The 15387-nt window shown below is 62.0% G+C and carries 8 protein-coding genes; 6 read left to right on the top strand and 2 right to left on the bottom strand.

Features of this window, described 5'->3' with window-relative positions; genetic code table 11:
* Nucleotides 1-410 precede the first annotated feature (410 nt).
* Nucleotides 411-737 (top strand): DUF6124 family protein, encoded by a 327-nt coding sequence (locus PSEUDOMOFG3G_RS07320; protein ID WP_139049537.1) that lies wholly within the window; start codon nucleotides 411-413, stop codon nucleotides 735-737.
* 215 nt (nucleotides 738-952) lie between these two features.
* On the opposite strand, the gene PSEUDOMOFG3G_RS07315 is transcribed toward PSEUDOMOFG3G_RS07320, so the two are convergent.
* Entirely contained in the window at nucleotides 953-2569 is a 1617-nt protein-coding gene (locus PSEUDOMOFG3G_RS07315) for a PvdJ/PvdD/PvdP-like protein (protein WP_139049536.1), read from the bottom strand.
* A 313-nt stretch (nucleotides 2570-2882) separates the two neighbouring features.
* Between PSEUDOMOFG3G_RS07315 and pvdM the strand changes: the two genes are divergently transcribed.
* The 5 genes from pvdM to PSEUDOMOFG3G_RS07290 all read left to right on the top strand — a co-directional run bounded on the left by pvdM (nucleotide 2883) and on the right by PSEUDOMOFG3G_RS07290 (nucleotide 12454).
* A complete protein-coding gene (pvdM, locus tag PSEUDOMOFG3G_RS07310) occupies nucleotides 2883-4253 on the top strand; it encodes a pyoverdine-tailoring dipeptidase-like protein PvdM (protein ID WP_139049535.1) in 1371 nt (456 codons plus the stop codon).
* A complete protein-coding gene (locus tag PSEUDOMOFG3G_RS07305; protein ID WP_139049534.1) occupies nucleotides 4250-5530 on the top strand; it encodes an aminotransferase class V-fold PLP-dependent enzyme in 1281 nt (426 codons plus the stop codon). The genes pvdM and PSEUDOMOFG3G_RS07305 overlap by 4 nt, the downstream gene beginning before the upstream one ends.
* Nucleotides 5531-5554: 24 nt before the next feature.
* Nucleotides 5555-6430, top strand: coding sequence for a formylglycine-generating enzyme family protein (locus PSEUDOMOFG3G_RS07300; RefSeq protein ID WP_139049533.1), 876 nt, complete (start codon nucleotides 5555-5557; stop codon nucleotides 6428-6430).
* A 193-nt stretch (nucleotides 6431-6623) separates the two neighbouring features.
* Nucleotides 6624-8282: a cyclic peptide export ABC transporter gene (locus PSEUDOMOFG3G_RS07295; RefSeq protein ID WP_139049532.1), complete on the top strand. Its 1659-nt coding sequence runs from the start codon at nucleotides 6624-6626 to the stop codon at nucleotides 8280-8282.
* Nucleotides 8283-8296: 14 nt separating this feature from the next.
* Nucleotides 8297-12454 (top strand): non-ribosomal peptide synthetase, encoded by a 4158-nt coding sequence (locus PSEUDOMOFG3G_RS07290; RefSeq protein WP_139049531.1) that lies wholly within the window; start codon nucleotides 8297-8299, stop codon nucleotides 12452-12454.
* Nucleotides 12455-12587: 133 nt separating this feature from the next.
* Here the strand turns inward: PSEUDOMOFG3G_RS07290 and PSEUDOMOFG3G_RS07285 are convergent, their stop codons facing one another.
* Entirely contained in the window at nucleotides 12588-15056 is a 2469-nt protein-coding gene (locus PSEUDOMOFG3G_RS07285) for a TonB-dependent receptor (RefSeq protein ID WP_139049529.1), read from the bottom strand.
* Nucleotides 15057-15387 lie beyond the last annotated feature (331 nt).

The raw sequence follows: 15387 nt of genomic DNA, 5'->3' as shown, positions 1-15387 counted from the left end.
CCAGCGGGAGCAAGCTCCCTCGCCACAGATAATTCTCCACGTTTCATTAAAGGGGGTTCGGCTTAGGTTCTGTTTATCCGGCCATGTAGGACGTCCGAGCAAGGCTACGCTGCCTTGCGCCATTGCCTACAACTGCGCCAGAATCCGTCGGCTTGTGCGCTTGGTCCCCTGCCGATAACTTGTTCCCCGTCACTGCTCATCAGTGATCGGGTCTGCAAGCCCGCCGAATACCAGGCGCATAGCCGAAGCCAATCGACACGTTCGTGTTCGTTTTATGGCGGCTGTGTGCGGGAGACCTTCGGGTCTGCCGGGTTCCTGGTTTCCCGGTCTTGCAGACCCGCGCATAGCTGCCACCCCATCATCTGCAAGTGATGTCTGGCAGCGCCCTTTGAATAATCAGGAGCTGCACCATGTTCAAGATCACCCCCAATCCCCCCGAAGACGATTCCAAAAAACTCAACGAAGCCGCCGACCGCGCCCTCGCCTTTTACCTCGACCCCAAACCTGAAAACCCCACTCTACCGCCGGGCCAGTTGTTCACCGTTGCGGAAGGTGCGGACCTGGAATGCCTGTTGGCCAACCTCAGCGAAACCCTTTCCTCGGTCAATGTCATGGCCAACGAACTGGCCTTTGATCTGGAAGGCGCGCGACGGAGTTTCGCCCTGGGGATCCAGCAGATGGTCGAGCTGAGTGAGCTGCTGGCGAACCGTGCCCTGGACATTGCCGCGCCGCGATAAAACTTTCCCAACAAATCTCAAGCCTAGTGAAACCTGTGGCGAGGGAGCTTGCTCCCGCTGGGCTGCGCAGCAGCCCCAATGGTCAGCACCTCGGTGGGTCAGATATTTTTGAGGGGGCTGGTTTGGGGGCCGCTTCGCAGCCCAGCGGGAGCAAGCTCCCTCGCCACAAAAGCAGTCATTCACACAGCTCAGGTTCGGTCAGTCCAAGCCAGGGTTCACACCGGCTTACTCTTGAGATTACGCGCATACCACGGCCGCTGCGGCACGCGGCGAAACAGCTTGGAGAGTTTTTTGTCGTCGCTGCCGAAGGTGATGCGCAGGGCCAGTTTCATGGTTTCCGAGTCCATTTCCACCGAACGTCCGGGCTGCAAACCCGGCGTGGTGCTGCAGCCGTGGGTGACCGGGCCCAGCCAGGGGTCGGCGATTTCTACCCAGCGGCCCGGGGCGAACCAGGGCACGCCGTTGACTTCCAGCCGGCTCACTTCACCCGGATGGAAACGCTGGTGAGCGCGGAACCAGTCTTCGAGGCGGTCGTCGATCCAGCCGTGGAAGGCCCAGAACACCGGGTTCACATGGGAGGAAAACGGGTCGCCGAGAAAATCGTTTTCCGGTTCGTACCAGCGCTGGGCGAAGTCCGCCGGGTCGCGGGCGAAGGGCACCGGGTGGCCGTTGGAAGGATCGCGGGGCACCGAAGCCCAGCGCATGTGCAGCCAGTCATGCAGGCCCAGTTCCACTTCCGAGCCAAACTGGCCGAGGGTCAGTTTCGACAGATAGCGCGGGTCGCGGTAGCGCGATTCCCAGACCTGGAAATTGCTGTGATAGGTCTCGGCAGTCTTGATGTCACTCACCCATTGGGCGTACTGCTCGTCGCCGCTGGCCAGCCAGGTGGGCGGCAAAGCTGTGCCATCGTGGTTATCGAAATACCGGGCAAAGCCCAGGCGATCACGCTCCAGTTCCGGCTGCGGCAACGGGAAGCGCGGCCACGATGGCAGCGGCTGGAACGAACGGGCCGTGCCGAGCATGTGCCGGTGCATGAAAAAGAAATCCACGCCCGAGCCGTTGCGATCCTTGCGCTTGCCACGAGCGTCACGTTCATGGTCCCGCGGGCCGGGCTGCCAGCCGATGCCTCGCAAGGCATTGCGCTTGTCTTCGTCCAGGCTGTGCCATTTGTCCCGCGAGGCGTGCCAGAGCTGATGGAACAACCGATGCTCCGGCGACACCAGCCAGGCCAGCAAGGGCGGGCTCAGCGGCGTGCGTTCCCGGGCTTCGGGGAACGGCAGCTTGCGGGCGATGAACTGATTGTCGAGTTCCGGCAGCGCCAACGGGCGATCGAGGCGCAACACGCGACCGCTGAGGGTGGCAGTGCCGGCATTGCCGAAGCCGGCCCAGACCTCGTCGAGGGTCATGATGAATTCGTAGACCGGCGCGTCCTGCCGGGTCCCGATCAGGCGCCAGCTCAATTGTTTCTTGTCATCCCCCGCCAAGTCGCCCAGCACTCGATAATGCGGCTCATCACCGGCGCGCAACCGCTCAGCGGTGTCGAGGCAGCCCACCAGGCCACGGCCCTTGTGGGCGATGTCGAGGAACACTTGCAGACCGTCGCCGGGCAAACCGTCCAGGCCCGCGTCGCTTCCTGAAAAACGGATCGTCCAGATACCCCGCAGCGTATCGGCCCGGCGCTGCCCCGCCACGTCCGCCACATCGAATGAGGCCTCGCCGGGGGTGATGGTGGGGTCCGGCCGGGTCAGTTCGCGATGCCCGTAATACACCGCAGGCACGGCGGCACCGGTCAGCGCCAGGCCCGCCATGAACCATCGTCGAGAAATCGTCATTGCCTTACCTGTGTTCGGCCCTGGAGCGGGCTTTATCCAAGCTAGAACGATGGGGGGGCTGACAAATTTATAGGGGCTGTGAGGGCCTCATCGCGAGCAGGCTCGCTCCCACAATGGATCTGGTAGATCCGCGAGAGATCGGTCGACCGTCAGACCGCTATCGCGAGCAAGCTCGCTCCCACAGGTGAGCGCGTTCAATGTGGGAGCGAGCCTGCTCGCGATAGGGCCATTGGCCGCACCTAAATTTCCCCGCCGATCACTCGTTCTCCCCAGATAGCAAAGCCCCCCGCAGCGAACCTGACTGAGATCGGCAATGACAACACCACGTTCGAAAAAAGCTCTCTTCATCGGCGTGCCCCTGGCCCTTGCACTGGCGGTCGGTGGCGGCCTGGCGGCGTGGGACCACTGGTGGCGGGACAACCCTGGCTACCCGGTCAAGGTGATGAAAGAGGCCAGGGAACTGCACGAGCGCCTGCTGTCCTTCGACAGCCACATCTCCGTGCCACTGAATTTCGGCACCGCCGGTCACGAGGCGGACAAAGACGGTAAAGGCCAGTTCGATCTGGTCAAAGCCAACCGCGGGCACCTGTCCGGCGCGGCCCTGACGATCTTCGGCTGGCCGGAGCTGTGGAACGGCCCCAACGCGCCGCACAAGCCCACCGCCGGCTTCGTCGAGGAAGCGCGCAATCAGCAGGAAGTGCGCTTCAAGATCATCACCGGCATGGTCCGCGACTTTCCCAACCAGGTCGCCATCGCCTACACCCCGGATGACTTCCGGCGCCTGCACGGCGAAGGCAAGTTCGCGATTTTCATCAGCATGCTCAACGCCTATCCTCTGGGCCATGACCTGAGCCTGCTGGATCTGTGGACGGCGCGGGGCATGCGCATGTTCGGCTTCAGCTACATCGGCAACAACGACTGGGCCGACTCCTCGCGCCCTCTGCCGTTCTTCAACGACTCACCTGACGCCCTCGGCGGCCTGTCGGAGATTGGCAAGCAAGCGGTGACGCGCCTGAACGACCTGGGCGTGATCATCGACGTCTCGCAGATGTCGACCCAGGCCCTGGAGCAAGTTGCGCAACTGAGCCGCACACCCTTGGTGGCCTCCCATTCCGCACCCCGGGCCATGGTGGATATCCCGCGCAATCTCAGCGACAAGGAAATGCAGCTGATCAAGGCCAGCGGTGGCGTGGTACAGGTCGTCGGTTTCTCCCAATACCTGCGCCCGCTGACGCAAAAAACCCAGGACAAACTCAACGACCTGCGCAAGCGTTTCGACCTGCCACCGCTGCCCAACCTGGCCATGGCGCTGATGCCGGGCGATCCGATCATCGCCGCGTGGCCGGAACAGAAATTCGGTGAATACGCCGGCCAGCTCTACGGCATTCTGGAGGAGGAACCCAAGGCCAGCCTCAAGGACCTGGGTGACGCCATCGATTACACCGTGCGCAAGATCGGCATCGACCATGTCGGCATCAGTTCGGACTTCAACGAGGGCGGCGGCGTCAAAGGCTGGGAAGACGTGGGCGAGATCCGCAACGTCACCGCCGAACTGCTGACCCGCGGCTACTCCGAAGCGGACATCGCCAAACTGTGGGGCGGCAACTTTCTGCGGGTCTGGGATCAGGTCCAGCAAGCCGCCCGGCCTGCCGTGGCCTCGACCCAGAAGGCGGTCCAGCCATGAATGAGCGCCGGACCTTTCTCAAGCACGCCGGGATCCTTGCCGCCGGCCTGCCGCTGGCCGCCAGTCTTCCTGCCCCGGCCATTGCCGATCCCCTGCCGCCATTGCCCCGGGACAAATGGGCGCAGTTGCGCTCGCTGTTCAACCAGGACCCGGACTACCTGCACTTCTCCAATTTCCTGGTCACCACCCACCCGCGCCCGGTACGTGAGGCCATCGACCGGCATCGCGCCGCGCTGGATAAAAACCCGGGACTGTTGATGGACTGGGACCTGGGCGTCACCGAGGAGCGCGAGGAAAACGTCCGCACCTGGGCCGGCCGCTACCTGCAAGCGACCCCGAAGCAGATCGCCCTCACCGGCAGCACCACCGAAGGTTTGTCGATCATCTACGGCGGCGTCCATGTGGCAGCCGACCAGGAAATCCTCAGCACCGCCCACGAACATTACGCCACCCATACCATCCTTGATTTACGCAACCAACGCGACGGCACCCGGGTGCGCAAGATCAAACTGTTCGAGAACGCCCACAACGCCAGCAACGATGACATCCTGCGCGCCATCGACCGCAACATCCGTCCTGAAACCCGCGTACTGGGCATGACCTGGGTGCATTCGGGCAGCGGCGTGAAGCTGCCGATCGACAAGATCGGCGCGCTGGTGGACAAGCACAACCAGGGCCGCAGCGATGCGCAACGCATCATCTACGTGGTGGACGGCGTGCACGGCTTCGGTGTTGAAGACCTGAGCTTCCCAGCGATGAATTGCGACTTCTTCATCGCCGGCACCCACAAATGGATGTTCGGCCCCCGCGGCACCGGTCTGGTGTGCAGCCGCAGCGAAGAGCTCAAGTACGTCACGCCGATCATCCCGACCTTCTCCGAAGCCACGGCATTTTCCACCACCATGACGCCCGGCGGCTACCACGCCTTCGAGCATCGCTGGGCGGCGGACGAGGCGTTCAAGCTGCACTTGCAACTGGGTAAGGCCGAGGTGCAGGCGCGCATTCACGCGCTCAACACCTACTTGAAAAAACAGCTGCTGGCGTTGCCGCAAATCGAGCTGGTCACGCCCATGAGCCCGGACGTGTCGGCCGGTTTCACCTTCTTCCGGGTCAAGGGCCGCAAGAGCGACGAGATCGCCGCCTACCTGATGCAGAACCGGGTGATCGCCGACGCCGTGCATCGCGACGCCGGGCCTGTCATTCGAACCGCGCCGGGCCTGCTCAACACCGAAGCCGAGATCGATCGCTTCATGGGCTTGCTGGGCAAGACACTCTGAACCTGACTTTATCGAGAGAGATGGATGAACAGTTTTCCGTTGAAGCTACTTCCGACACTGGCCCTCGCCGCCCTGCTGCCCTCCGGCGCCCAGGCCTCGCAACCGGGCCAGGTTTTTCGTGACTGCAAGGACTGCCCGGAAATGGTCGTGCTGCCCACCGGCACCTTTCAGATGGGCACCCCGGAAGATGAAGTGGGACGCGAGCCCGACGAAGGCCCGATGCACCCGGTGACCTTCGCCAAACCGCTGGCGATCAGCCGCTTTCAGGTGCTCAAGGGCGAGTGGTTCGCCTACCTGCGCGACACCGGCTACTCGATGCCCGACGGCGATAAACGTCCCGGCCGCGCGTGCAAGGCCGGCATCCCGGACTATCAGGGCAGTGACCCGCGCAAGCAATACACTGACCGGCATCCGGCGGTGTGCATGAATTTCGAAGAGGCCAACGCTTACGTGGCCTGGTTGTCGAAAAAAACCGGCAAGCCATACCGCCTGGTCAGCGAGTCCCTGCGCGAGTACGCCGCACGCGGCGGCACCAGCGGGCCGTTCCCCTTCCCGTTCGACGAGGGCAAGGAATACAGCATCGCCCAACACGCCAACACCTATGGCGCGGCCGACGGCTACAACTTCACCGCCCCGGCCGGCAGCTTCGCGCCCAACGCCTTCGGCGTGTACGACATGCACGGCAACATCTACGAGTGGACGGCCGATTGCTATAACGAAAACTACATCGGCGCCCCGAGCGATGGCAGCGCCTGGTTGACCGGCAAATGCGAGTTCAAGCGTATCCGCGGCAACGACTGGGGCGAGGCACCGGTGTTCTCCCGCTCCGGCAACCGCAACGCGCTGGTGCCGGGCAATCGGGGGGACTGGATTGGTTTTCGGGTGGCGCGGGATATGTAAATCGGCAGGCCCACCCAAATACCTTGTGGCGAGGGGATAAATCCCCTCGCCACAAACGGTGTTCCTCAGGCCATTCGCCGTTAAATCCCCTCCCACATCAACCGTCTTACAGACAGGCGTGCCTGCGCCCTAAAGCCCTCCCGGCGACCACCCGCGATGGCCTTCGCCCTTTTCATCAAGCAGGGAAACCTCCATGAGCCAACCAACACGCGGGGTGATCAATGAACTGTTCATCCTGCTCAAACCCTTCCGGCTGATTGTCGTAGGCTCCATCCTCTTGGGCATGCTTGGCGGCCTGAGCATCACCGCCCTGCTGGCGACCATCAACGACGCCCTGAACGCCGCGGCCAAACCCACAGCCCAGACGCTGGTAACGTTCGTGGTGCTCTGCGCGGTGGCGCTGCTGACCTCGATTCTTTCGGACATCGGTAGCAACCACGTCGGTCAGAACATCATCGCCGGGTTGCGTAAGTCCCTGGGCAAGAAGGTGCTGCTGGCGCCCATCGAACAGATCGAACGTTATCGCAGCCACCGGCTCATCCCGGTACTGACCCACGACGTCAACACCGTCAGCAATTTCGCGTTTTCGTTCGCACCGCTGGCCATCGCCTTCACCGTGACCCTCGGTTGCCTGGGTTATCTGGCCTACCTGTCACTGCCGATGTTCTTGCTGCTGCTGGTGGCGCTGGTGATCGGCACGGTCGTGCAATACCTGGCCCGGGCTCGTGGCATCAGGGGGTTCGAAGCCGCCCGCGAGGCCGAAGACGCGCTGCAAAAACACTACAGCGCGATCGCCGCTGGCGTCAAGGAACTGCGCATTCATCGCCCACGCCGCCAGCGCATGTTCAGCCAGCGCATCGAAGCCACCGCCGATAATATTTGCGACACCAATATTCGCGCGGTCAACACCTTCGTGGTGGCCAAAACCTTCGGCTCGATGCTGTTTTTTGTGGTCATTGGCCTGGTGCTGGCCCTGCAATCGCTGTGGCTGGGCACCGACAAGGCCGTGCTTAGCGGTTTCGTGTTGGTGCTGCTGTACATGAAAGGCCCGCTGGAATACCTGGTGATGACATTACCGGTCATCAGCCGGGCAAACATTGCCTTCAAGCGCATTGCCGAGCTGGACGAGCAGTTTTCCTCACCGGAGCCGCACCTGCTGCTGGACGACAAGAGCCTTTCCAGGCCAACGCTCCAGCAGCTTGAACTGCGTGATGTGCACTACGCCTTCCCGGCGGTCGAAGGCAGCCAACCCTTCGCCCTGGGACCGATCAACCTGTCCATCGCCCAGGGCGACATTGTGTTCATCGTCGGTGAAAACGGTGGCGGCAAGACCACGCTGATCAAATTGCTGCTGGGCCTCTATTTCCCCCAGGGCGGCGAAATCCTCCTCGACGGCGCGCCGGTAGGGGCCGCGCAACGGGACGATTATCGCCAGTTGTTCACCACGATTTTTGCCGACTATTACCTGTTCGATGACCTGGTTCAGGGTGACCAGCAGGTGCCTGACGACGCCAACCGCTACCTGGAGCGCCTGGAAATCGCTCATAAGGTTCGCATTCAGGACGGCGCCTTCAGCACTACCGATCTTTCCACCGGCCAGCGCAAACGCCTGGCGTTGCTCAACGCCTGGCTTGAGGAGCGCCCAGTGCTGGTGTTCGACGAATGGGCCGCCGACCAGGACCCGGTGTTCCGACGGGTTTTCTATACCGAACTGCTGCCGGAGCTGAAGGCGTTGGGTAAAACCATCATCGTCATTTCCCACGACGACCGCTATTTCGACATCGCCGATCAACTGGTCCGGATGCAGGCCGGTCAGGTCATCAGTGAAAAAGCCCCCGCAGCCTTTGCCTGAACCGCGAGAACACCATGAACCCATTGCTAGATGATGACCTGCTGACCCTGCTGCTGGAGGAGGACGCTAACGCCGTGCAAGCCCGCTCCAGCCGCAGCCGGCCGGACCGCGCGCCCTTGTCCTTCGCCCAGCAGCGCTTGTGGCTGGAGCAACAGCGCGACCCGAGCCGTTCGGCCTACAACCTGCCGCGCGCCCTGCGCCTGACCGGCGAACTGAATGCCGACGCCATGGAACAGGCACTCAATCGCGTCATCGACCGGCACGACATCCTGCGCACCGCCTTCACCGAAATCGACGGCGCCGCCACCCAGGTGATCGAGCGCAACGTTTGCCTGACCCTGCACCAGGAGAACCTCGCCGCGCTCGATCAGCCAACACGGGAGCTGGCGCTTTCACAGCGCATCGAACAGCACGCCCGACAACCGTTCGATCTGACCCAGGCGCCGCTGATGCGGGCAACGTTGCTCAGGCTGGGCAGTGACGAGCATGTGTTGTTGCTCAACATGCATCACATCGTTTCCGATGCCTGGTCCAACACGATCCTCATGCAGGACATGACCCAGGCCTATGCCCGGGCCTTGCTCGGCGATTCGTCGCCACTGCCGTCGTTGCCCCTGCAATACGCCGACTACGCGAGCTGGCAACGCGGCGACTATGTGCAGAGCCCGGCCTGCCAGCGCAGTGGCGCCTATTGGAGCGACTACCTGGGCCATGAGCTGCCGGCGTTGGAACTGCCTCAGGAGTTTGCGCGCACCGCCAATCAGCAACACATGGCCGGACGCGTGCAGGTGTCACTTGACCCGGCAATGGTCCAGGCCTTGGATACGTTCTGTCAGCGGGAGGGGCTTACGCCTTTTGTCGTGGCGCTGGCGGCCTGGCAATTGTTATTGGCTCGGTACAGCAACCAGAACGACTTCACCGTCGGCGTCCCGAACGCCAACCGCAACAGCCACGAGAGCCAGGAGCTGGTGGGATTTTTCGTCAGCAGCCAGGTGTATCGGGCGCGGATCGACTCGACCCGCAGCGCGCTGGATTTCCTCCGGGACCGGCGCGCGCAGTCGCTCGCCGCGCTGGAACATGCCGACTACCCGCTGGAGCTGATCCTGGATCAGTTGCAACGTCCCGGCGCACAGGGCGCCAGTGCGCTGTTCCAGGTCTTGTTCAACTGGCGCACCGGGTCGCCCTCACCGTCGGCGCCAAACCTGGGTCAACTGACGCTGGAGTTTCTCAGTACCGGTGACAACCAGGCCAAGTTCGACCTGTCGCTGGATGTCGATTATTCCCAGCAACAGCTGCTGGCAACGTTCGAATACAGCCGTGATCTGTACCGCGCAGAGACCATCGAGCGCATGGCCGGCCACTGGCAGAACCTGCTGCGGGGCCTGGTCGAGACGCCTGGATGCGCGCTTGGCGAACTGCAACTGTTGAGCGCCGATGAACACCGAAAAACCTTGGGCGACTGGAACCGTCAGCCGACCCAACTGCGCAGCGAACAGTGTCTGCACCGGTTGATCGAAACCCACGCCGCCAGCACAGGTGAGGCCATCGCCCTGACCTTTGAAGGGCAGCACATGAGCTATGCCGAACTCAACCGACAGGCCAACCAACTGGCCCATCGGCTGATCGAGCAAGGCGTCGGTCCCGATGTGCTGGTCGGCATCGCCGTCGAGCGTACGCCACAGATGATCATCGGCCTGCTGGCGATCCTCAAGGCCGGTGGCGCCTACGTGCCGCTGGACCCCGCCTACCCGGCCGACCGCCTGGCTTACATGATCGCGGACAGCGGCGTCACGCAGATCCTGACCCAGGCTCATCTGCGGGAATCGCTGGCGCTGCCCGCTGACATCAACTGTCTGTTGCTGGATTCGGTCGATGCCAATAGCCCCTATCCCGAGCACAATCCGAATGTGCCGATGGACCCAGATAACCTGGCCTACGTGATTTACACCTCAGGCTCGACCGGCCAACCCAAAGGCGCACTGCTGGCGCACCACAACGTCAGCCGATTGTTCCAGGCCACGGACCACTGGTTCAGCTTCGATCATCAGGATGTCTGGTGTCTGTTCCATTCTTATGCCTTCGACTTTTCCGTGTGGGAGATCTTCGGCGCCCTGCTGCACGGCGGCCGATTGGTCATCGTGCCCCACGCCGTGAGCCGTTCGCCGGAGGATTTCCATGCCTTGCTTTGCCAGGAAAACGTCACGGTGCTCAACCAGACGCCTTCGGCGTTCAAGGCGTTGCTGCAGGTCGCCTGCGAGCCTGGGCAACCTCTTGCCCACCGGTTACGACAGGTGATTTTTGGCGGCGAAGCGATCGATGTACAGAGTCTTCGCCCCTGGTTCGAACGTTTCGGCGACCAGACGCCGCAACTGATCAATATGTATGGCATCACGGAAACGACTGTGCATGTCACCTGGCGGCCGTTGTCGATGAGTGACTTGCACAGCGAGGCCGCAAGCCCCATCGGCGAACCCATCGTCGACCTGTCCTGGTATCTGCTCGACGCTCATCTGAACCCGGTGCCCAAGGGTTGCATCGGTGAGCTATACGTTGGCCGGGCCGGCCTGGCCCGCGGCTATCACCGACGTGCCGACCTGACCGCCACCCGCTTCATCCCCGACCCGTTCGACCCGCTGCCGGGTGGCCGCCTCTATCGCACCGGGGATCTGGCCCGCTACCGCACCGACGGCAGCATCGAGTACATCGGACGCCTGGATCATCAGGTCAAGATTCGCGGGTTCCGCATCGAGCTGGGGGAAATCCAGGCGCGCCTGCAAACGCTGCCGGCGGTGCAAGACGGTGTCGTGTTGACCCATGAAGGCCCGGGCGGCCTGCAGCTGGTCGCCTACGTGATTGCCGCACAACCGGCCACGGCCGAGTTACGCGAAGGCTTGTTGAGCGCACTCAAAGCGCAGTTGCCGGACTACATGGTGCCCAGCCACCTGCTGTTCATCGATCATTTCCCGCTCAATGCCAATGGCAAGCTCGACCGCAAGGCCTTGCCGGAACCCGACGCCGGTCTTTGGCATTCCCATTACCTGGCGCCTCGCACTCAGCTGGAAGAAGCCCTGGCACAGCTCTGGCAACAGTCCCTCAAGGTTGCGCGCGTGGGTGTCAACGACAGCTTCTTTGAACTGGGCGGGCATTCGATCCTGGCGATCGAACTGATTGCCAACCTCAAGGCACGCCTGAATATCAGCGTGCGGCTGCAAGAGTTGCTGGCCAACCCGAGCGTCGCCGAGCTGGCCTTGTTCATTTCGCAAAAACATCGGGAACAGACCCAATGCCTGGTCGAACTGAACAACGCACCGGCCAGCGCACCGCAGCTATTTTGCCTGCACCCCAGCGGTGGCATCGTGTTCTGTTACCAGCCACTGGCGCGCAAACTCCAACAGCGGGCGCGCACCGTTGGCGTCATGCACCGCGGCTTCAGTGAACCGCATGCCGGGCCTGAAGCCTGGGGCGAGATGATCGCCGATTACAGCCAGGAAATCGTCAAAGCCCAGCCGCAAGGTCCCTATTACCTGATGGGCTGGTCGTTGGGCGGCGCCATTGCGCTGGACATCGCCGCGACGCTGGAAAGCCTGGGCCACACCGTGAGTTTTCTCGGTTTGGTGGATAGCACGGTTCCCGAGCATCTGTATCCGGCAGCGTTGCCGCGTCATCGGCATTTGCCAGGCGCTGAACAAGCCGACCCGGCCTCTCAGGATCTGCTGGAGGCCATCGAATACTTCGACCTGCTGTTCCCGACCCTCACGGAACGCACGGCGACTTATCGGCGGGAACACCCCGAGAGCACGGTCAAGGCCTTCCATGACTGGGCCGCCAGCCAGATCGAGCCGGGACGAGGCGACTTGCTGGCGATCGTGCAGAGCGTCAAGGATGAAGTCATGAACGCCCAGGCGTTCTCGGTGCATGATCGTTTGCTGGAAGCCTTCGACGGGTTCACCTTCAAACCGGTACGGGTTCGGCCTAGCTGCTGGTGGACACTGGTAGAAAAAACCCCGGAAGAATTGGCATTCTGCGAAGCCTTGATCAAGAGCTACAGCCTGACCGGGGAGCTGCAATGCTCGGTGCATTCGCCGTTGCGCCACCGCAGCATGGTCTTCGACGATGGGTTGCTCGATTCACTGGTGGAGGCGTTTCTGGCCAGCGCGGCACCAAAGCAATAAGCGCCACCCAGGACAACCGCAGATAACCTGTGGTGAGGGAGAAAGCGCCCTCGCCACAGGTTTTGTGTTTTCCCATTCCCCATAAAAAACCGACCCGCACAAGGCGGGTCGGTTTTTGGGGTGGATGTGTGGATCAAAACTGCGGGGTGTATTTCACGGTGAACATCATGTTACGTGGGTCGCCAAAGTTGTTGTTGCCATTGAGCTGGTTGTAACCGGGCGCAATGTAGGTCTTGTCGAACAGGTTATTGAAGTTGACCGCCAGATCGATCTCCGGCGTCAGCTGGTAGCCGACGCGGGCATTCCATACGGTGTAGCCCGGGATCTCACGATCATAATCATAGACCCATGTGTGGCTTTGGGTGGTAAAGCCCAGGCCGGTGCTGAGGCGGCTCCAGTCGCCCGTGAACTGGTAGTTGCCCCATGCCCGCAGCATGTGTTTCGGCGTCCAGGTGCTGAATACCTGACCCTCTTTGCCGGGCTGTTCCAGGTACTTGGTGGTGTTGTAGGTGTAGCCTGCGAACAGCTGCAGGTTGTCGATCACTTCACCGCTGATTTCGGCGTCGATGCCCTGGCTACGGACTTTCCCTGCGGCCGTGGAGCAGTTCACCCCCGTACAGCCCGCGATGGGAATCGCACGGTTCTCCTGGTCGTAGCGGAACACGGCCAGGGAGGTATTGACCCGACCGTCCATCAACTCACCCTTGAGGCCGACTTCGTAGTTGGTACCGATGATCGGCTTGAGCACCGAACCGCTGGGATCGAGGTTGGTCTGCGGCTGGAACACATCGGTGTAGCTGGCATACACCGCCCACTCACGGGTCAGGTCATAGATGATACCGGCGTAGGGGGTGACCTCTCCGGTTTCGGTTCCGGTGCTTGGGGTGTTCGTGGTGATACCGCTCGAAGTCTGGGTCTTGGACTTGTAGCTGTAGTCATACCAACTGACGCGAGAGCCCAGCACCACTGTCAGGTCGTCGACCGGTTTGACACGCCAGGTGCCATATACACCTTTCTGGCGGATATCGTATTTGCTGAGGATGCCTCGCCCGTTCGGGGCGTTGATCAGGCTGTCGTAGCTGATGTCCGGACGGTTATTGTCGAGATCGAAGATGTTGTCGCTACTGCTGTTGAAGGTACGAGCATATTTGTCATCGGTCTCCAGCTGGGAATAGTTGCCACCCAGCATGACTTCCTGCTCCATCGACAGGGCTTCGAACTTGCCGGAGAGGTTCATGTCCAGGCCGACCTTGGTGGACTGGAAGTCGGTCACGAAGTCGGCATATTGCACCCCCGTGCCATCCAGGTTGAGACCCACATTGCCGTTTTGCGTCCGCTGGTTTTTCGCCTGGTTGTCTTCGCTCATGTGCACCGCGCCGACCTTGAACGCCCAGTCCTCATTGAAGCGGTGCTCCAGATCGGCGTAGAGGGTGGTGACGTCGATTTCGGAGCGGTTCCAGCGCGCCCCCGTGTAGGTCGAGCGCGACACGTCCGGCATCCTGCCATCGGCGTAGCGTGGCAGGCCGCGGATGTTGCCCCGCGATTCGCCGTTGGATTGGCTGACCGCGAAACCCAGGGTGGTGTCTTCGCTCAGGTCGACGTCCAGCGCGCCGTACAGCGAATGGGTCTTGCTCCACGCATGGTCGACGAATGAATTGCTCTGGTCTTCGTCGACGACGATGCGACCGCGGATGTTGCCGGCCTGGTTCAGCGGGCCGCCGGCGTCCAGTTGCAGACCGTAGTGATCCCAGGAGCCGGCCTTGCCGGTCAGGGTCACGGTCGGTACGTTCTGGCCACGCTTGCGCACCAGGTTGACGGCACCACCGGGGCTGCCCGTGCCTTGCAGCAGGCCGGAGGCGCCGCGCATGATTTCCAGGCGGTCGAAGAAGATCAGGTCCTGAGTCGCCCAGTTGCCCAGCGAATAGGTGTTACGCGGGATCGGCACACCGTCGTACTGCCAGTCGTCGATCTGGAACCCGCGTGACGACAGGATCATGCCTTGGCCAACGCCCTGCAGGCCGACGATGCCGGTAGTCTGGTTGACGGCGTCCTTGAGGTTGACCAGGTTCTGGTCATCCATCTGCTTGCGTGTCATTACGGTGACCGACTGGGGAATTTCCTTGAGGGTATGGGTGCCCTTGCCGATGGTCACGGCGTTACTGGTGTATGACTTGCTGCCTTCGGTCGTCGCCGCCAGCTCCTGTGCTTTGACGGTGGTCGCGCCCAGCTCAAGGGACCCAGTGGCAGAACCGCGCAGCAGCATCAGGGTATTGCCCTCAACGCTGTACCGCACCCCCGTGCCCTTGAGCAATTCGGTGAGGGCCGCCTGCGGGCTCATCTTGCCGCTGACGCGGTTGCTTTTCAGCCCGGCCATATCGCCGGCGTTGTAGATCACTTGCTGGTTGGTCTGCTGACCGAACGCTTGCAGTGCCTGGGGCAGCGATTGCGCAGGGATGTCGATGCTGACGTCTTCAGCCATCACCTGAGCGCTGAGTGGCAGCAGGCAGACCAGCCCCAGACCGGTCAACACCCGACGCGAACGCAGGCCGCGGGACATGACGAGTGCCTTGAACAGAGGTTTCAACTCATGAATGGATGACATCGTGCTCTCTATTATTGGTAGAAGTAAAAGTCCATGGGGCCGAAGGGCCCGCCGCTCGCCAGCACGAGAGAACCCGCACGGTCGATTGCCCCAAGGGCAATGTGTCAGTGCGGGGCCGACCGGCCCCTCCCCGGGCACGGTCATCCGGCTGGACGACGGCGAAATTTTTGCTGAACACATCCGGTGCCTGAGCGTCCTGCCCGACCCGATTTGTCCACATACCTAAGTAAGACGCAGCACCTGCCAAAAACCGGAATGAGTTTATTTATCATTCGCGAAAAAAATTAAAAAAAAGCCGGCGCAGAGGGGCGCCGGCCTTTTGTTTCATGCG

Source organism: Pseudomonas sp. FG-3G (assembly GCF_901007645.1).
In the GTDB taxonomy this organism is placed as follows: domain Bacteria; phylum Pseudomonadota; class Gammaproteobacteria; order Pseudomonadales; family Pseudomonadaceae; genus Aquipseudomonas; species Aquipseudomonas rhizophila.
Note: the sequence above shows the minus strand (reverse complement) of the source record. Positions and strands in the feature narration are given on the sequence as shown.

Bases quoted from the DNA above. Each gene is read 5' to 3' on its own strand.
- PSEUDOMOFG3G_RS07320 (WP_139049537.1), top strand. From the start codon at position 411: ATGTTCAAGATCACCCCCAATCCCCCCGAAGACGATTCCAAAAAACTC.
- PSEUDOMOFG3G_RS07315 (WP_139049536.1), bottom strand. From the start codon at position 2,569: ATGACGATTTCTCGACGATGGTTCATGGCGGGCCTGGCGCTGACCGGT.
- pvdM (WP_139049535.1), top strand. From the start codon at position 2,883: ATGACAACACCACGTTCGAAAAAAGCTCTCTTCATCGGCGTGCCCCTG.
- PSEUDOMOFG3G_RS07305 (WP_139049534.1), top strand. From the start codon at position 4,250: ATGAATGAGCGCCGGACCTTTCTCAAGCACGCCGGGATCCTTGCCGCC.
- PSEUDOMOFG3G_RS07300 (WP_139049533.1), top strand. From the start codon at position 5,555: ATGAACAGTTTTCCGTTGAAGCTACTTCCGACACTGGCCCTCGCCGCC.
- PSEUDOMOFG3G_RS07295 (WP_139049532.1), top strand. From the start codon at position 6,624: ATGAGCCAACCAACACGCGGGGTGATCAATGAACTGTTCATCCTGCTC.
- PSEUDOMOFG3G_RS07290 (WP_139049531.1), top strand. From the start codon at position 8,297: ATGAACCCATTGCTAGATGATGACCTGCTGACCCTGCTGCTGGAGGAG.
- PSEUDOMOFG3G_RS07285 (WP_139049529.1), bottom strand. From the start codon at position 15,056: ATGTCATCCATTCATGAGTTGAAACCTCTGTTCAAGGCACTCGTCATG.